General features: G+C 74.0%; 13 protein-coding genes. 1 reads left to right on the forward strand and 12 read right to left on the reverse strand.

Annotation, left to right across the window (positions count from 1 at the left end; genetic code table 11):
* Positions 1–166: 166 nt before the first annotated feature.
* The 3 genes from ACKUB9_RS01360 to ACKUB9_RS01370 are packed head-to-tail and all read right to left on the reverse strand — an operon-like array spanning position 167 to position 3,730.
* Positions 167–388, reverse strand: coding sequence for a hypothetical protein (locus ACKUB9_RS01360; RefSeq protein ID WP_407518772.1), 222 nt, complete (start codon positions 386–388; stop codon positions 167–169).
* Positions 385–1,545: a PepSY-associated TM helix domain-containing protein gene (locus ACKUB9_RS01365; RefSeq protein WP_407518773.1), complete on the reverse strand. Its 1,161-nt coding sequence runs from the start codon at positions 1,543–1,545 to the stop codon at positions 385–387. Before ACKUB9_RS01365 ends, ACKUB9_RS01360 begins: the two co-directional genes overlap by 4 nt.
* A 10-nt stretch (positions 1,546–1,555) precedes the next feature.
* A complete protein-coding gene (locus tag ACKUB9_RS01370) occupies positions 1,556–3,730 on the reverse strand; it encodes a TonB-dependent receptor (protein ID WP_407518775.1) in 2,175 nt (724 codons plus the stop codon).
* Positions 3,731–4,136: 406 nt separating this feature from the next.
* Here ACKUB9_RS01370 and ACKUB9_RS01375 point away from each other — a divergent pair, with 406 nt between their 5' ends.
* Positions 4,137–4,979 (forward strand): helix-turn-helix transcriptional regulator, encoded by an 843-nt coding sequence (locus tag ACKUB9_RS01375; protein ID WP_407518777.1) that lies wholly within the window; start codon positions 4,137–4,139, stop codon positions 4,977–4,979.
* Between the two features lie 4 nt (positions 4,980–4,983).
* On the opposite strand, the gene ACKUB9_RS01380 is transcribed toward ACKUB9_RS01375, so the two are convergent.
* From ACKUB9_RS01380 to ACKUB9_RS01420, 9 genes are all read right to left on the reverse strand, one after another.
* Positions 4,984–6,108, reverse strand: a complete 1,125-nt coding sequence (locus ACKUB9_RS01380; RefSeq protein WP_407518778.1) for a DUF1513 domain-containing protein — start codon at positions 6,106–6,108, stop codon at positions 4,984–4,986.
* Between the two features lie 2 nt (positions 6,109–6,110).
* The gene (locus tag ACKUB9_RS01385; RefSeq protein WP_410825735.1) at positions 6,111–6,536 is read right to left on the reverse strand and encodes an imelysin family protein; all 426 of its coding nucleotides are present in this window, start codon (positions 6,534–6,536) and stop codon (positions 6,111–6,113) included.
* Complete coding sequence (locus tag ACKUB9_RS01390) at positions 6,533–7,357, reverse strand: imelysin family protein (protein WP_432760187.1); 825 nt, start codon at positions 7,355–7,357, stop codon at positions 6,533–6,535. The genes ACKUB9_RS01385 and ACKUB9_RS01390 overlap by 4 nt, the downstream gene beginning before the upstream one ends.
* A 381-nt stretch (positions 7,358–7,738) precedes the next feature.
* Positions 7,739–8,893, reverse strand: a complete 1,155-nt coding sequence (locus ACKUB9_RS01395; RefSeq protein ID WP_407518782.1) for a di-heme oxidoredictase family protein — start codon at positions 8,891–8,893, stop codon at positions 7,739–7,741.
* Between the two features lie 125 nt (positions 8,894–9,018).
* A complete protein-coding gene (locus ACKUB9_RS01400) occupies positions 9,019–10,533 on the reverse strand; it encodes a multicopper oxidase family protein (protein ID WP_407519096.1) in 1,515 nt (504 codons plus the stop codon).
* Complete coding sequence (locus tag ACKUB9_RS01405) at positions 10,530–11,831, reverse strand: imelysin family protein (protein ID WP_407518784.1); 1,302 nt, start codon at positions 11,829–11,831, stop codon at positions 10,530–10,532. The genes ACKUB9_RS01400 and ACKUB9_RS01405 overlap by 4 nt, the downstream gene beginning before the upstream one ends.
* A gap of 224 nt (positions 11,832–12,055) precedes the next feature.
* A complete protein-coding gene (locus tag ACKUB9_RS01410) occupies positions 12,056–12,367 on the reverse strand; it encodes a PilZ domain-containing protein (RefSeq protein ID WP_407518785.1) in 312 nt (103 codons plus the stop codon).
* Between the two features lie 428 nt (positions 12,368–12,795).
* Positions 12,796–14,571, reverse strand: coding sequence for a patatin-like phospholipase family protein (locus ACKUB9_RS01415; protein WP_407518786.1), 1,776 nt, complete (start codon positions 14,569–14,571; stop codon positions 12,796–12,798).
* Between the two features lie 13 nt (positions 14,572–14,584).
* Positions 14,585–15,239: DUF3095 family protein (locus ACKUB9_RS01420; protein ID WP_410825739.1), on the reverse strand; the 655-nt coding region annotated here is incomplete at its 5' end.

A 15,239-nucleotide genomic window follows, 5' to 3' on the forward strand; every position in this document is an offset into this window, starting at 1 on the left:
GGTCACCGGATCGCGGCGGCGCCCGCGGCGGATCGCGCGCCAAGTTGATCCATCGCGGTCCTTTTCTCGAAATCTTCCCGTCCAACTCCGCCATCGAGTCCGGCGAACCCTGCGCCGGCCGGGCCGGCCGCAGCGATGGGCCTGCCGGACGTGGCGCGGTGGGCGGTCAGGAAGGCCGGGCGGGGGAGTCGGCCGGCGGGGGCGGCGAGGTGGCGCGAGGCGCCGGGTTCCCGGCGGCCCGCCATCCGGCGAAGGCGAGAAGGCCCGCCAGCATCGCGCTCCAGAGGAAGTCCCAGAGGCCGTCGGCCACCAGCGCCCCCACGAGGCCGAGCGCCATCAGGAGGCCGATGGCGACGGGCGCCCGCCACACGTGCGGCGCGGGCGTCATTGCGCCGCCACCGGGGCGGGCACCCGCGCCGCCTCGGGCAGGCGCCGCCGGGCCGCGAACAGGTAGAGGCCGCTCGCCAGGACCACGATCGTGGCGAGGTCCAGCACCGCCCAGATGATCTTGAGCGGCAGCCCGCCGTAATCGCCGAAATGCAGCGGCTGCGACCAGAACAAGCCCTGGATGTACCACGGCATGGCGCGCATGTCGGTCAGCCGTCCGGTCGCCGCGTCGATGAGCGCGGGCTTGAGCACGCGCGCGGTCAGCGGCGTGTCGCCGGCCAGAAATACCGCGTAGTGGTTGTTGCTGCTGAAGGCGGTACCCGGATAGGCCACGACCTGCGGGATCATGCCGGGCGCCGCCGCCCGGGCGGTGGCCACGGCCAGGTCCAGGGAGGCGAGCTGCGTCGGCCGCGGCACGCCCTTGTAGGGGGCGGTCATCTCGGCGAGCTGGCCGATCTGCCAGAGCTTCAGCATCAGGTCGGCCCAGGTGTTGATCGTGCCGGTCGCCCCCACCACCAGCGCCCAGGTCAGGGTGGTGACGCCGATCAGGTTGTGCCAGTCGAGCCAGCGGATGCGCCGCGCGCGGGTGTGCCGCACGGTGCCGAAGGGCAGCTTGCGCATCGAGGGGCCGTAGAGCACGACGCCCGACACGACCGCCACCAGGAACACGAGGCCCATCGCCCCGAGGAAGAGCTTGCCGGGCAGGCCGAGGAAGAGGTCGGTGTGGAGCCGGAACAGGAACGCCACCGGCCCCTCGTTGAGCTTCGGCTCGTTGAGCACCGCGGCGTCGCGCCGGTCGACCGCCACGAACTTGGTGTATTCGAAGGGCGCCTCGACGCTCTTGCCGAAGCCGACCGTCACCATGTCGGGCGCGTCGCGGTCGAAGCTCACGAACTGGATCGCCTCGCCGGGCCTGCGCGCCTGCGCGGCCGCGATCACGCGGTCGAGCGAGGTATGGGGTGTGCCCGGCGCCATCGCGGGCGCCTCGACCTCGTAGCCCAGCGCGTGATTGAGTTCGTGATGGAAGATCAGCGGCAGCCCCGTGAGGCAGAGGAGCAGCAGGAAGGCCGTGCTGGCGAGGCTGGTCCAGCGGTGGACGGAAGCCCAGCGCCGCAGGCCCCGCACCTGCGGCACGCCGCTCTCGACGGATCCGGTCATCGTCGCCTCCTCACCAGACCAGGGTCATCGACGCCTTGAAGGTCCGGGGCGTCCCGAGCGAGAGCGAGCCCAGCGCGACAGACGACCAGTAGTTCGTGTCGAACACGTTCTCGACGACGAGGCGGGCGGTGGCCCGCGTGCCGTTCGGCAGCGCGAAGGCGTAGCGCGCGCCCAGATCCAGCCGGGTCCAGTCCGGGATCGTGCGGGCGTTCTCGATGTCCACGAACTGGCGCGAGTAGTGGTAGACGCCGCCGTTGACGCTGAGGCCGTCCACGAAGGGCAGGTCGTACTCGACGAACAGGCTGGTCTGGAGCCGCGGCACGCCGATCGGGTCGTTGCCGTCGTTCGCCGGGTTGGCGGTGTTTCGCACGAACGGGTTGAGCGCCTGGATGCCGCCGATGATCCGCAGCGACGGCGTGATCTCCCCCGAGAGGAGGACCTCCAGGCCCTGGTGGATCTGGCGCCCGTCCTGCACGTAGCGGTTGGTGTTCGGGTTCGTGTATTCCAGGCCCTTGTTGATCTGGAAGAGGGCGAGCGTGGCGATGATCCCCTCGAACTCGGCCTTGGCGCCGACCTCGACCGAGTTGGAGGTCAGGGGCGGAAGGGCGGTGTTGGCGTTGACGGTGCCGACGGGGGCGATCCCGCCGCGCTCGAACGCCTCGGCGTAGTTGGCGTAGACCAGGCTGTCGGGGGTGGGCCGGAATCCCGCGGCCACGATCGGATTGAAGCGCCCGCCCGCGAAGGTGTTGACGACCGCCCCGTTCGCGACGTTGAAGTTCGAGTATTCGACGTGCGAGTAGCGCCCGCCGCCGAGCACGAAGAAGCGGTCGTCCTCGGTCGAGATGATGTCGGTGAAGCCGACCCCGTAGGAGACGCTGTCGAACAGCCGGTTGCGCTGGCCGTTCGGCGGCAGCGTCGGCCGGGCGTAGATCCGCGGCAGGTAGATGTTCGAGATCACCGCCGGGAGAAAGGTCACCGGCACGCTGATGGTGGTCGAACTCTGGAAGTCGCCGCCGAGCACGAGGTCGTGCTTGAGCGGCCCGGTGCGGGCCTTGCCGCGAAGCGAGACCGTGGCGCTCTGGTTCGGGTCGAAGGCGGTGTAATCCCCGTAGCTGGCGGCGATCCGGATGTCGCCGGCCGTGTTGAGCAGCGTCGGCGCGCCCGGCGAGGGCAGGGTCGGGCGGTAGGCGTAGCCCACGCCGTAGGCCCCGCTCAGGGTCCAGTCCTCGGCGAGGTCGTACTCCACCCGTGCGATCCCGACCGCGAGCGTCGTCGGATAGAAGGCCCAGGGCTGCGTGACGCTGTTCGAGAGCTTGGGCGCCTTCGGGATGAACGGCAGCTGCCCGATCGGCGAGATCGCCAGCGAGTTCTGGTAGCCGCGGATGTCGTACTGGGAGACGATGGCATCGAGGTAGACCCGCAGCCGTTCGTTGGCGCGCCAGTCGAAGGCCAGCGAGCCGAGCGCCCGCTCGATCCGCAGGTCGTCGACGTTGCTCTCCCCGCGCTCGACCGCGGTGTTGATCCGCAGGCCGAACTCGCCCTCGTCGCCCCAGCGGCGCGCGACGTCGATGCTGCCGCGCACGAGGCTGGTCCCCGCATAGCCGATCACCGCCGCGTTCACGGCTTCGAGCGGCGCGCGCTTCATCACGAGGTCGACGGCGCCGCCGACGCCCGCGAAGCCCGAAGTGCCGTAGAAGAACGCCGCCGGCCCCTTGAGCACGTCGAAGCGCTCGAACGGCTCCACCGGGATGTTCTGCCCGTTGCCGAGCAGCGAGGGCAGGCCGTTGAGCAGGAGGTTGCTGTTCCCGATCGGGAAGCCGCGGATGTAGGGGATGTCGAAGAAGGTGCCGCGGGTGCGCGGGTTGGTGACCGAGGGATCGTTCTTGAGCGTGTCGGAGAGCGTCTGCGCTTCCTGGTCGCGGATCAGTTTTTCGGTGTAGCCCGTGATCGAGAAGGGCGTCTCGATGACCCGGCGGTTGCCCAGGATGCCGAGATTGGTGCGCGTGCGCGTCAGCCCGCCGGGTGCCACGCCGGAGGCCCGGCCGCTCCCCTCGACGTGGATGGCGTCGAGCGCGATCTCGCCGGGTGAGGCGGCCTGCGCCCGCGCCTCGGACGCCGCCGCACAGCCGCACAGGATGAGCCCGGTCCGGGCCGTCCGGCGGATCGCCCTGCGCGCACGTGACATCCGCGTCATCCCCGTCCCTGCCGGGCAGTCGTGCCGCGGCCTCGGTTCCGCAGACACCGGATCCGGCCGCGCGCGCCACCCCGATCCTGCCGCGCTCACCCCGATCCTGCGATGACGTCAGATTCGTGGGGTGCATGGATCGCGCCTGATGCAGCAGAAGCACGCCGACGCCCGGGCGAACACTTGCTCGTTGGGCTAGTTTGGAAATATTACAAAGAAGTTTGGCAAAAATGCATCAAGATGTGCTTGCGCCGATGCCGGGGAGCCGCGACAACGTGCGGATGTCGGGCGCGTTACTGCTGGCTTCCTTCGGGAAGCAGGCGGCGTCGCGGCGAACAGTCAGTCAGCGCCGATGCACGAACCGCACGATCAGCACCCCGCAATCCCTGCCCTGATGCCGGAGGTGATGGGACGCATCGCCGCCGTGGGCGCGCGGAGCGAGGGCGCCGTGGCGGATCGCACCGGCGACGTTCTGCTGCTGGCGACGGCCTATCCGGCCCGCGAGGGCGATTACCTGCCCTCCTCCTACACGTGGCTGCATCTCTGCCGGGGCGGCGGCGGGCGGCTGCGGCGCTTCAGCTCGGCCCAGCGGCTCGACGGCGCCTTCCGCCCAGGCATGATCGGCCTCGCGGCGCCGATCGCGGGCGGCGACGGTTTCTGGCCGGCGATGCGGCTCCTCAGCCTCGGGCTCTCGGCCCGGCGCCTCGCGCGCCTCGCCGCCCAGCGCGATCCGCCGGAGCCGCTCCCGCTGGCGGCGCTCGCCTCGCGCTTCCACACCGATCCGCTGCTGCCGCCCCTACTCGCCGAGATGCTGCGGAGCGCGGGCGAGCACGGCCTGTCGGCGGCGTTCTTCGACCATGCCGTCGGCGTGGTGATGCACCGGCTCTGCCACCTCGCCGCGGCCCCGCCGCCGCAGGCCGGCGCGCTGACGCCGCGCCAGGTGCGGCTGGTGCGCGACGCCGTGGAGGCGCGGCTCGACGCGGATCTCGGCGTGACGGAACTCGGCGCCCTGGTGGGCCTGAGCCCGTCGCATTTCAGCCGCAGCTTCCGGGCCGCGACGGGCGTGCCGCCCTACGCGTTCGTGACCGCGCGGCGCATGGAGCGCGCCGCGCAGCTCCTCGACGAGGGCGTGCTCACGGTCACGGATGTCGCCGTCCTGGTGGGCTACGCCAATCCGAGCCAGTTCGCGGCGGCGTTCCGCCGCCACACCGGCCAGACGCCCGCGCGGCGGCGCGCGGAGCGGCCGTGAGGGATCAGCCCAGCACCCGCACGTGGTTGTCCCAGACCCGGGCCGCGAGGTCGCTGCCGCCGAGGCGGCACAGGCCTTGCGCGTCGGCCGCGCCTAGGATCCCGACCCCGGCATGCCCGGAGGTGACCACGAACAGGCCTTCGGTCGCGCCGGCGGTCGGCGCGACCCCGCAGACGTCCGGCATGCGGCGTCGGCCGAGGTAGCGCCCGCTGCCCCGCTCGAAGAACGCCACCGTGTTGCCCCGCGGCGAGGTCGCGGCGATGACCCGCTCGGCGCCGCAGAGCGCCACCGAGCCGACGTAGTTGTCGAGCGCCGCGAGATCGTCCTCGGGCATCGGCAGCAGGCGCGGCGGGCCGCCCCGCGGCAGCACGCCGACGAGGAGGGGGCCGTCCTCCGGGGCGCCCTCCCACTGGCAGGCGAAGACCGCCTCGCCGTCGCCCGCCACCGCGAGGTGGCGGATGCTCAGGCCCCGCAGGCCGGGACCGAGATCGGCCTTGAGCAGCGCCCGGCCGCTCGCCGGATCGAGCAGGACGAGGCTCGGCGCCATCGCGTCGGGGTTTAGGATCTCGCGGCCGGTGCCGGGCTGGGTGCGGGTGCCGCCGTTGGCGATCAGGAGCGGCCCGCCCGGCAGGAGGGCGAGGTCGTGGGGGCCGGGGCCGTGGGTCGGGCGCTCGTCCACGCGGGCGTAGGCCGCGGCGGCGTCGTAGATGCCGAGCACGCCCTCGCCCGCGCCCGGATCGTCGGCGCCCGCCCGGTTCTCGGTGGCGTAGAGCAGCCGGCCGTCGGGCGAGAAGGTGCCGTGGCCGAAGAAGTGGCGGTCGGGCGGCGTGGTGATCAGGCGCCGCACCGTGCCGGTCGCGCGCTCCACCACCGCCGCCCAGTTGCCGGGACGGCGGGCAAATACCACCACCTCGCCGCTGCCGGGCCGCGCGGCGGCCCCGTGGCCGCGGGCGGGCAGCCGCGTCGCGTAAAGGAGGCGCCCGTCGCCGTCGAAGGCCGCCACAGCATCGCCCTCCCGGCCGCCCGGATCGAGGCAGGCGGAGAGGTAGACCGGACCGCCCGCCGCGGCCCGGCCGGGTCCCGCGAGCGCAGCCCCGAGGGCCGCCAGGAAGGAGCGTCGGTCGAGCATGCTCAATCCCCGTCGCGGCTGTTGAAACCGACCGTGACGCCGAGCACCTCGGACAGGACCGGCTCGGATACGGCGCGGGCGGAGCGGACCGCGTCGCGCAGGAGCAGGACCCGCACCCGCTGCCGCGGGTCCCCCGCGAGATCGCCGAGCGAGTCGGGGCCGGCCGCGAGCCGGCCCGCGACGGCGCGCGGCGTGTCGAGCCCGGCCAGCACCGAGGCCAGCGCCTCGGGATCCTGCGCCAGCGCCGTGCGGGTGAAGGCGTCGGCGGCGTCGAGGTTGACCCGGATCGCCCGCAGCGACCGGCCCGCCCGCCAGCCTTCCGCCGCGAGGGGCCTTGCCTCGTCCGCGCTGCGGCCGAGCACCGCGCCGATCTTCGCCTCGGCGATCGCCTCCAGGAAGGCGAGGTAATCGGTGGCGAGCCGCGTCACCGCCTCGCGGGCCGCCTCCGGGCTCTCGTCCAGCCGGGCCGCCGTGCCGCCCGGGCCGGTCCAGCCCGCCAGCGTCTCGGCGGCGCTGCGCGCGAGGCCCTGCGCGATCGCCGTGCCGAGCGCCCGGCGCCGGGCCCCCTCCGGCCCCGCCNCGCCGTGCCGCCCGGGCCGGTCCAGCCCGCCAGCGTCTCGGCGGCGCTGCGCGCGAGGCCCTGCGCGATCGCCGTGCCGAGCGCCCGGCGCCGGGCGCCCTCCGGCCCCGCCAGCTCGCGCCGCAGCGCCGCCGTGCTCTCGGCATCCTCGCCGTAGAGCAGGCGCTCAACGGCCGAGAGCCCCTGCGCGGCCGCACTCGCGCGCCGCAGCCGCTCGGGGGTGAGCGGGTCGGCGCCGGCCAGGAGGTCGCCCAGCGCCTTGCCGATCGCCCCGCGGCGCTCCGGCCAGTGGGCCATGCGCTCGTAGCGGGATTCTTCGTCCACGGGGCCGAAGCGCACCGCCTCGATGCCCGCCCACGCATCCGCGGCGGCCTGGAAGGCGGCGTCGAGCCCCGCCGCATCCGCCTGCGGCGCGGCCGCGAAGGCCCGCCACGCGGCCTCCTGCGCCGCGCTGGCCTCCGCGAGCGCCCGGTAGCGGGGAATCGCGAAGTCCCGCGCCAGCCGCGACGCCGCGGCGCGGTGGTCGGGCGCTGCGGCGCGGGCGGCGGGGGGCAGGAGAAGGAGCGCCGCGGCGAGCCCGAGGAGGCTGCGGCGCGTCGGCCGGCCGGACACGACCGGCTCAACAGACGTGCGGGCGCTCTTGGATCTGCGGGTCATGCTGTGGTCCATGGGTCAACGTCATGCACACCCGATCTGGATCGAGCGCGGGGAACCCTTCTCCCGTGCGGGAGAAGGGCAGGGATGAGGGTCCCGGGAGGGTGCAGCAGTGAAGTGCTGAAGGTGGTGAGGGGAGCGGAACGGGTTAGGATCTGCCGACCGCGTCGGTGCTGGTAGCGGCAGCGTCGCGTCCGCTTGCTGCACCCTCCCGGGACCCTCACGCGGGATCTTCGATCCCCTACCCCTCTCCCGCACGGGAGAGGGGATCCCGCGCGTGACGATATCGCGGTGCGTGAGATGTCCCGATCGGATGAGGCCGCGTAGGCGTCCAGCCCCTCTCCGCCGCGCCCGGGACGGGCGCGGTACGCCGCGGGTGCGCGGAGCGGCCGCCATCTACAGCGACCCGACATAGGCGAGGAGCCGCGCCCGCTCCGTCTCCGGCAGCGCCTCGGCGAGGCGGCGGCTCGTCGCGGCCTCGCCGCCGTGCAGGCGCACGGCCTCCGCCACGCTGCCCGCGCGGGCGTCGTGGAGCAGCCCGGCGCCCAGCGCGAGGCGCCGCGACAGGCCCCAGAGGGGGGCGGTGCGCCACTCGGTCGAGGTGATGCCGGGCTCCGTCGCCCCGCCGTCGAGGCCGGGGCCGAGATCGTGCAGCAGGAGGTCGGTGAAGGCGCGCACCGGCCCCTCGGGGGAGGGCAGGGCCGGCCGGTGGCAGGCGGCGCAGCCCGTCTCGGCGAAGAGGCGCTCGCCCGCCGGGTCCGGCTCCGGCGCGGGCGGGGGCCCGAGCGACGCGAGGTAGAGCGCGAGGTGGCGCACGATCGCCGCGTCGATCTCCGGACGCCCGTCCCCGCGCGCCGCGGCGAGGCAGGCGGCTTCGGCCCGCGTGCAATCGCCCCCCGGGGCGGGGCGGCCCGCGGTCGAGAGGCCGAGATCGAGGGCGAAGGCGGTCTCGACCTGCGCCTCCAGGGTGGCCGCCGTGGCTTTGGCGCCGAAGCGGCCGACCGGACCCGCCGGTCCCTCCGGCCGGTGGGCGCGTCCCCGCAGCCCCTCGCCCGCCTGCGCGGCGGCGCGCGCCAGGATGGCGGCCTCCGGCACGGCGGCGAGGCGCCCCAGGCCGCGCAGGGGCGGGGCGGCGCGGGCGCCCACCCGCACGCCCGGGGCGAGGGGACCGTAGGCGGGTTCGGTGAGGTGGTAGCGACCGCCCGCGTCCCGCCGCACAGCCCCCTCGGGGTCGACACCCGGCACCCCCGCGGTCTGGATCTGGCGGCCATAGGCCGGATCGGGCGCGCCCGCCGCATCCGACAGGCGCAGGACCATGTTTTCGCCCGTCACCCGCCCGTCCGGGGCGACCGCCACCGGCCGCCCGTCGAGCCCCTGATGGCAGGCGCTGCAGGCGCGGGCGTTGTAGAGCGGGCCGAGCCCGTCATTGGCCGTGGCCGAGGCGGTGCCGGGAATCCAGGCCCGCCGAAACAGCGCCCGCCCGATCACGGCGTCGAGATCGCTCGCCTGCGCCACGGCAACGGTCAGCCCCGCCAGCGCGACCGCGCCCAAGCAGACTTGCGTCGGCAGGCCAACGCTTCGTCCGCTTGGATTCTCGTCTTGCCGCAGGTTTTGATCGCAAGACCGGCGGCCGCTTCTGCGAAGCCTGCTCAGCGCCGCAGCCGGGGCGAGGCGCCTCACGCGGCGACCCTGAGATAGCCCATCATCCCGTATTCGAGGTGTTCGAGGATGTGGCAGTGGAGCATCCAGTCGCCCGGCGCCGCCACGAAGGCCACCTCGACCCGCTCGCGCGGGTTGAGGATCACGGTGTCGGCGAGGTGGCGCGGCAGGGTCTGGCGCGAGGCGGAGATCACCTCGAAGGTGTGGCCGTGCAGGTGGATCGGGTGCGGGTGGGGCGTGAGGTTGATCCACTCGAACAGGTAGGGCCGGCCCGCGACCAGGCCGTCGAGGGGCGGGGGCAGCACCGCGCCCGGGCCGTGGGGCCAGGACTTGGCGTTGATCGCCCACAGGCTGGTGTCGCGCACGCAGAGGCTGTCGAGCAGCACCTTGGCCAGGGGATCGTCCGGCGGGATCGCGTCCGCGAGCGAGGTCCCCGAGGAGGCGCCGAACCGGAAGGTCCGGCGCTCGGCCGCGGCCGGATCGGCGACCCGCGGCACGCGCGAGGCGTAGAGGGGAGCGGGCGCGAAGGCCCCGCGGGCGGCGGGCGGGCCCGCGGCGGTCAGTTCGGCGATCGTCCAGGGCTCGGCCGAGCCGTAATCGATCACCCGCAGGATCTCCCCGGGCCGGACCGGGGCGCGCACCAGCAGGTCGGCGCGCATGGCCGGGCCGAGGCGCCAGGAATCCAGCGATGAATCGAGCGATCCGCCGCCCGACCCGTCGAGGGGGAGGGGGGTGAGGGGCTGGCCGTCCGTGGCGATCAGGGCCGCCTCGCCGCCCTCGACGCCGACCTGCACGATCCGGGTGCCGTCGAGGTTGAGCAGGCGCAGGCGCACATTGCCGCCCGGCGGCACCGCGGCCCGCATCGGCCCGGCCGTGCCGTTCACGCCCCGCACGGTGCCGAAGGTCCCGGCCCGGCCCGCGCCCTCGCGGGTCTCGAAGGGCAGGAAGCTGCCGTCGGCGGCGAGCCGCCAGTCCTTGATCGCCACCACGAGGTCGGCAGCGGCGTAGGCCGCGGGCGCGTCGCCCTCCACCACCAGCACCGCCATCAGGCCGCGCCCCGCCTGCCCCGATTCGTCGCAATGCGGGTGCAGGAAGTAGGTGCCCGGATCGGGCAGGGCGATGTCGTACGCGAAGGTCTCGCCCGGCCGCACCGGCGGCTGCGTCAGGTAGGGCACGCCGTCCATGCCGTTCGGCACCCGCACCCCGTGCCAGTGGACCGAGGTATGGACGGGCAGGCGGTTGTCGAGGGTGGCGCGCAGCCGATCGCCGGCCCGCGCGCGCAGGACCGGGAACAGGGGCTGCCCGGCCTCGGTGAAGGACCAGACCCGGCTCTCCGGCTGGCCTGGGCCGAGGATCGCCGCCGGCCGCTCGCGGGCCGTGAGAGTGAGGGCGTGCGTGCGGGGCGGGCCGTCCGCGGGGCCGGGAGGGAGCGCCAGCGGGTCCTCGGCCGCGCGGCCGGGCCGGAGCAGGGCCGCGCCCGCCGCCCCGATCCCGGCGGCGAAAAGCCCGCGGCGGGTGAGGGGCGAGGTCAGCGCTTCTTCCCCGAAGCGCCCGGGCCCACGGCGCCCGGATTGTCGAGGCTGTCGGAGCCCTCCACCGAGACCGAGAGCCCGAGCTTGCCCACCACGGCCTCGATCCCACGGGTCTGGGCCACGAGGGCGTCGATCGCCGCCTGGACGATCCGGTTCCCCTCGGCGTTGCCCTCGCCGATCATCTGGTCGTAGGCCTCGATCCCGGAATCGGCCCGGTCCTTGATCGCCCGGATCCGCTCCGAGGCGGTCTTGAGCGCGGCGTCGAGCCGGCGCGCCTCCTCGGGGGCCTTGGCGGCGGCGTAGGCCATCAGGGACGGCCCCTCGACCACCCGCCCATCGGTGCGCACGTAGCGGCCGGTGGCGATGGCGGTGATGCCGACCTGATCGTACCAGTGGGCGTTGTGGGTGTTGTCGGAGAAGCAGTCCTGCTCCTCCTCGGGATCGTGCAGGGTGAGGCCGAGCTTCATCCGCTCGCCCGCGAGCTCCCCGTAGGACAGGGAGCCGAGGCCGGTGAGGATGGTGGCGAGCCCCGCCGTCTCTCCCTTGCGGGCGAGGTCCTCGCGCGCCTGTCCCTTCGGACCCCAGAGGTCGGCCATCGCCTGGAGGTCGCGCACCAGCAGCGCGCTCGCGGCCGTCAGGTAGGCGCGGCGGCGGTCGCAGTGGCCGTTCGTGCAGGCCGCGCCCGTGGCGTAGTCGCTGGCCGGGCGGTTGCCGGCCCCCGGCCCGGTGCCGTTGAGGTCCTGCCCCCAGAGCAGGAACTCCACCGCGTGATAGCCCGTGGCGACGTTCGCCTCGATCCCTTGCGCCTCGTGCAGCGTCTCGAGCAGGTCCGCGTCGATGGTGGTGGCGTCGACCTGCCGGCGCCCGATGCGCAGGCGCGGATTGGCGATCACGTTGGCGCGAAACAGCGGGTTCTCGTCCGAGGCCTCGCCGTACTTCGCGGTGTCGACGTAGTCGATCAGCCCCTCGTCGAGGGGCCACGCATTGACCTTGCCCTCCAGGGCGTCGACCGCCTTGTTGCCGAAGCGGTAGCCCTCGGTCTGCATGTACGGGACGCGGGCGCGGATCCAGGCCTCGCGCGCGGCCTTCAGGGTCTCGGGGGAGGGCGCGGCGAGGAGCGCCGCCACCGCCCGGTCGAGATCGCGCGCGCCGGCGACCGCGTCTTCGGTCATGGCCTGGGCCAGGGTGACGTAGGTGTCGAGGACCGCCCGGGCCGGGGGCGCAGGCTCCGCGCGGGCGGCCGTCGCGAGGGACAGCGCGGCGAGGAGGAGCGCCGAGCGGGCGGGTCTGCGGGGCATGCGGGGCATCTCCGACGGAGCCTGCAGCCGGCCCCTGGAACGAGGCGGCACTCTGGCGTCGGGCCGGCCGGCATGCAAACGCGTCCGCTGCGCGCTAGTGTCTCAGTTCCAAATGATTTCAGTTCGCAAGCCTGCGGAGGCACCGCCCCGGGGCGGTGCCTCCGCCGGCCCGGATCGGCATGGCGTCCGGGATCCCGCCCGGGCCGCGCCCGCCGGGGGACGGGTCACTGGAACTCCACCCCGATCACGCCCGGCCGCTGCCAGACCACCGTCGAGGCCCAGCGCAGGCCGCCGGCCTTGAGCTTGAGATAGACGGTCTCGGGAAACCGGAAGCCGAGCGGAACGATGATGCGTGCGCCCTGCGCGGACACATCCACCAGCGTGCCTTTGATGTCGTCGATCGAGTCGTCGGACGAGATGACGACGGGTTTGATCAGTTTGGAGCGGGCGTGATGGCGTCTTGATGACATGGAATTAGATGCCGTGGCGTTATCAACATCGTGTAATAGGAATATCATAATATTCGATTGCTGCATTTGCCAATCCGACTTAGGCCATGTGGCTATTTCTCCATCGCCGTTGAAGCAAAAAAGGTCAGTTCGGGAGCTTATCGCCTCAGGATGATCTATTTTTGCTCTTCCGGCGGTCTTCCGACGCAAAATGCTCAAGCGTGACCGTCTGCCGAAGGATCCGCGGCGGCTTCGTTCGCCGCAGGCGCCGGAGGTGATTCGCCGCCGGGTCCGTCCGGAGGCGCGACGCTCCGCCGATCCTCCACGATCCTGTCCCCGAGCCGTTCGATCGCTCGGCAGCGTGGACTTGGCCATTCCGACTTGGCCATTCCGACTTGGCCGTACGGACTTGGCCGTACGGACTTGGCCACACGGCATCTTCATGCCGAAACCGGTCCGCTCGGGTGCCGGGCGGGGCGGACGACGATGGGCGGGCGCGCCTGCCGGACGGCGGATCAGCCGATGACCGGGGCCGTGGCGGACCGGTCCCGTTCCGCCACCGCGACGCCCGCCGCCCAGGCGTCGAGGGCACCCGCCTCGATGCGCGCCCGGGCGTGGCGGTAGCCGATCTCCGCCACGGCCGCGTAGCTGCGCCACGCCCGCAGGTCGATGCCGGCGAGCGGCGGGCACAGCACCGCCGTGGCGCGGTCGCGGGCCATCGCCGCGGAGGCGTCGCTCGACAGGGTGGCGGAGCGCAGCAGGATCTGGGCGATGCCCGGCATGGCGCAGGGCACGCCGAGCACCCGGCGCAGCAGCCGCGAGCGGAGGCTGCGCCGGGGCATCGTGTCGAGGGCGAGGTCGCTCGCGACGTCGACGGCGAGCACCGCGCCGCGTCCGCGCGCGGCCATCAGGTCGGCCGGCAGGTTGTTCATGATCCCGCCGTCGACCAGCACGCCCTCCTCGGCGAGCACCGGCGGCAGCAGGCCGGGAATGGCGATGCTGGCCCGCAGGGCCGGGGCGAGGGGGCCGCGCTCGTGCACCATCGCGGCCCCGGTGGTCAGGTTCGAGGAGACGCAGAAATAGGGAAGCCAGAGATCCTCGATCCGCGCCTCGCCGAAATGCTGGGCGAGGCGCCGGTCCACCTTGGCGCCGCGGGTGAGCGCCGCGAGGGGCAGCGTGTAGTCGTTGAGGGGCGAACTCTCCACGAAGGCCGCGAAGGTGTGGGCCTGGATCTCGGGCAGGCTCCAGCCCATCGCCAAGCTGGCGCCGGTGACGGCCCCCATGCTGGTCCCGCCCACGAAATCCACCGCGAGGCCGGCCTCGTCGAGGGCCCGCATCACGCCGAGATGCGCGAAGCCCCGCGCGCCGCCCCCGCCGAGCACCAGCGCGCGCGCCCGCCCGCCCGCGAGGCGCGCCACCCGGGCGAGGTCGGCGGTGCTGCCCGCCCGGGCCTGGAGGCGCATCGCCACCGGCAGCCCGGCCAGGGTCGGGTCGAGGGGCGCCGGCCGGGCGGCGTCGCGCGGCTGCAGCACCACGAGGTCCTGGCGCGTCCAGCCCGGCACCGGCATGGTGATGCGGCCGTCGAGCGCCCCCCGCGCCGGCCGGCCGGGGGCGGCCAGCAGCAGCACGTGGTCGGCCCGGCGCAGGCACAGGCTCGGCCAGCCGGGACCCGGCGCCTCGGCCGCGTAGACGACGTGGTCGTGGGCGGTCTCGAAGGCGTGGAACCACGTCTCGTCCGCCTCGTCGGGCCACGCGGCGAGGCAGCCCGCGCGCCCGGGCAGGGCGGCGGCGAGCCGGGCCGCGAAGGCCGCCGGATCCACGTCCCCGGTGACCCCGATGACCGCGAAGGTCAGGGGCGCGACGGCCAGCGGCGTGTGGGCCGAGACCGTGCGCAGCCGCCCCGCGAGGAGCCGCGCGAAGTACAGCATCGTCGCCGGGTGGCGGGCGACGAGATCGTCGAAGGCCGCCTTGGAGAGGCGCAGCAGGAAGGCGTCGCGCAGGACCGTGGCGGTGGCCGAGCGCGGCTCGCCCGAGAGCAGCGCCATCTCGCCCACCGTCTCGGGCGGGCGCACGCGGGCGACGGGACGCTCTTCGCCGCTCACCGCATCGCGCATCGCGATGCCGATCGTTCCGGACACCAGGGCGTAGAGCGCGTCGGCGGGATCGTCCTGCCGGAAGAGCACCTGCCCGCCCGCCACCGCGATCGGTTCGAGGCGCGCCCGCACCGCCGCCGCGGTGGCCGCGTCGAGCCCGGTCAGGAAGGGGAGGTCGGGCTGAAGGGCGCTCTGCATGCCCGTCCCGCCGTCAGGCCGCCGTCCCGGAGCGGGTCTCGTCCTTGATCTCGTCCTTGATCTCGTCCTTGATCTTGGCCTTGAGGATCTGGGCCGCCCGGGCGTAGCCGCCGCCGTCCCCGTCGATGAAGTGGACGTGGTCGCTCTCGCTCGGCACTATCGTGATGCAGGTCGTCAGCGCGGCGGATTGGCGGTGCAGGCCGAAGTGCACGATCCCGGCCGCTTCGGCGGCCGCGAGCCGCGCCTCGATCGCCGCGGCGGTGGCCTCGTCGCAGTCGAGGGTCATGCGCAGCCCGTCGTCGTATTTCTGGAAGTCGGCGTTGGCGACGAGTTCATGCCGGTAGCGCGCGGGGTCGAAGCCGCCGACCCGCAGGCCGAAACGGAAGACCAGGGAGGCGGCCAGCGTTCTGGCTAGAACGGCGAGGCGACGCGCGAGGCGCGGCTGCCCCGCGCTGCGGGAGGCCGCAACTTCGAGCGCGATACCTTCCGATGGCCAGCGCAGGGGCGGGCCCTCCTCGGGCAGCGGCCGGCCCATCGCCGGGGCGGCGGCCACGATCCGGAGCACCTCGCCGATCACGCGCCGGATCGCCGCCGGATCGGCACCCTCGGCCCCCACCACCAGCACCGAGAGGATCAGCCCGTGGCGGGGGGGGGGGGGGGGGGGGGGG

Source organism: Methylobacterium oryzisoli (assembly GCF_046557895.1).
Lineage (GTDB): Bacteria > Pseudomonadota > Alphaproteobacteria > Rhizobiales > Beijerinckiaceae > Methylobacterium > Methylobacterium oryzisoli.

Bases quoted from the DNA above. Each gene is read 5' to 3' on its own strand.
- ACKUB9_RS01415 (WP_407518786.1), bottom strand. From the start codon at position 14,571: ATGCAGAGCGCCCTTCAGCCCGACCTCCCCTTCCTGACCGGGCTCGAC.
- ACKUB9_RS01360 (WP_407518772.1), bottom strand. From the start codon at position 388: ATGACGCCCGCGCCGCACGTGTGGCGGGCGCCCGTCGCCATCGGCCTC.
- ACKUB9_RS01380 (WP_407518778.1), bottom strand. From the start codon at position 6,108: ATGCTCGACCGACGCTCCTTCCTGGCGGCCCTCGGGGCTGCGCTCGCG.
- ACKUB9_RS01410 (WP_407518785.1), bottom strand. From the start codon at position 12,367: ATGCAGCAATCGAATATTATGATATTCCTATTACACGATGTTGATAAC.
- ACKUB9_RS01370 (WP_407518775.1), bottom strand. From the start codon at position 3,730: ATGTCACGTGCGCGCAGGGCGATCCGCCGGACGGCCCGGACCGGGCTC.
- ACKUB9_RS01365 (WP_407518773.1), bottom strand. From the start codon at position 1,545: ATGACCGGATCCGTCGAGAGCGGCGTGCCGCAGGTGCGGGGCCTGCGG.
- ACKUB9_RS01375 (WP_407518777.1), top strand. From the start codon at position 4,137: ATGGGACGCATCGCCGCCGTGGGCGCGCGGAGCGAGGGCGCCGTGGCG.
- ACKUB9_RS01405 (WP_407518784.1), bottom strand. From the start codon at position 11,831: ATGCCCCGCAGACCCGCCCGCTCGGCGCTCCTCCTCGCCGCGCTGTCC.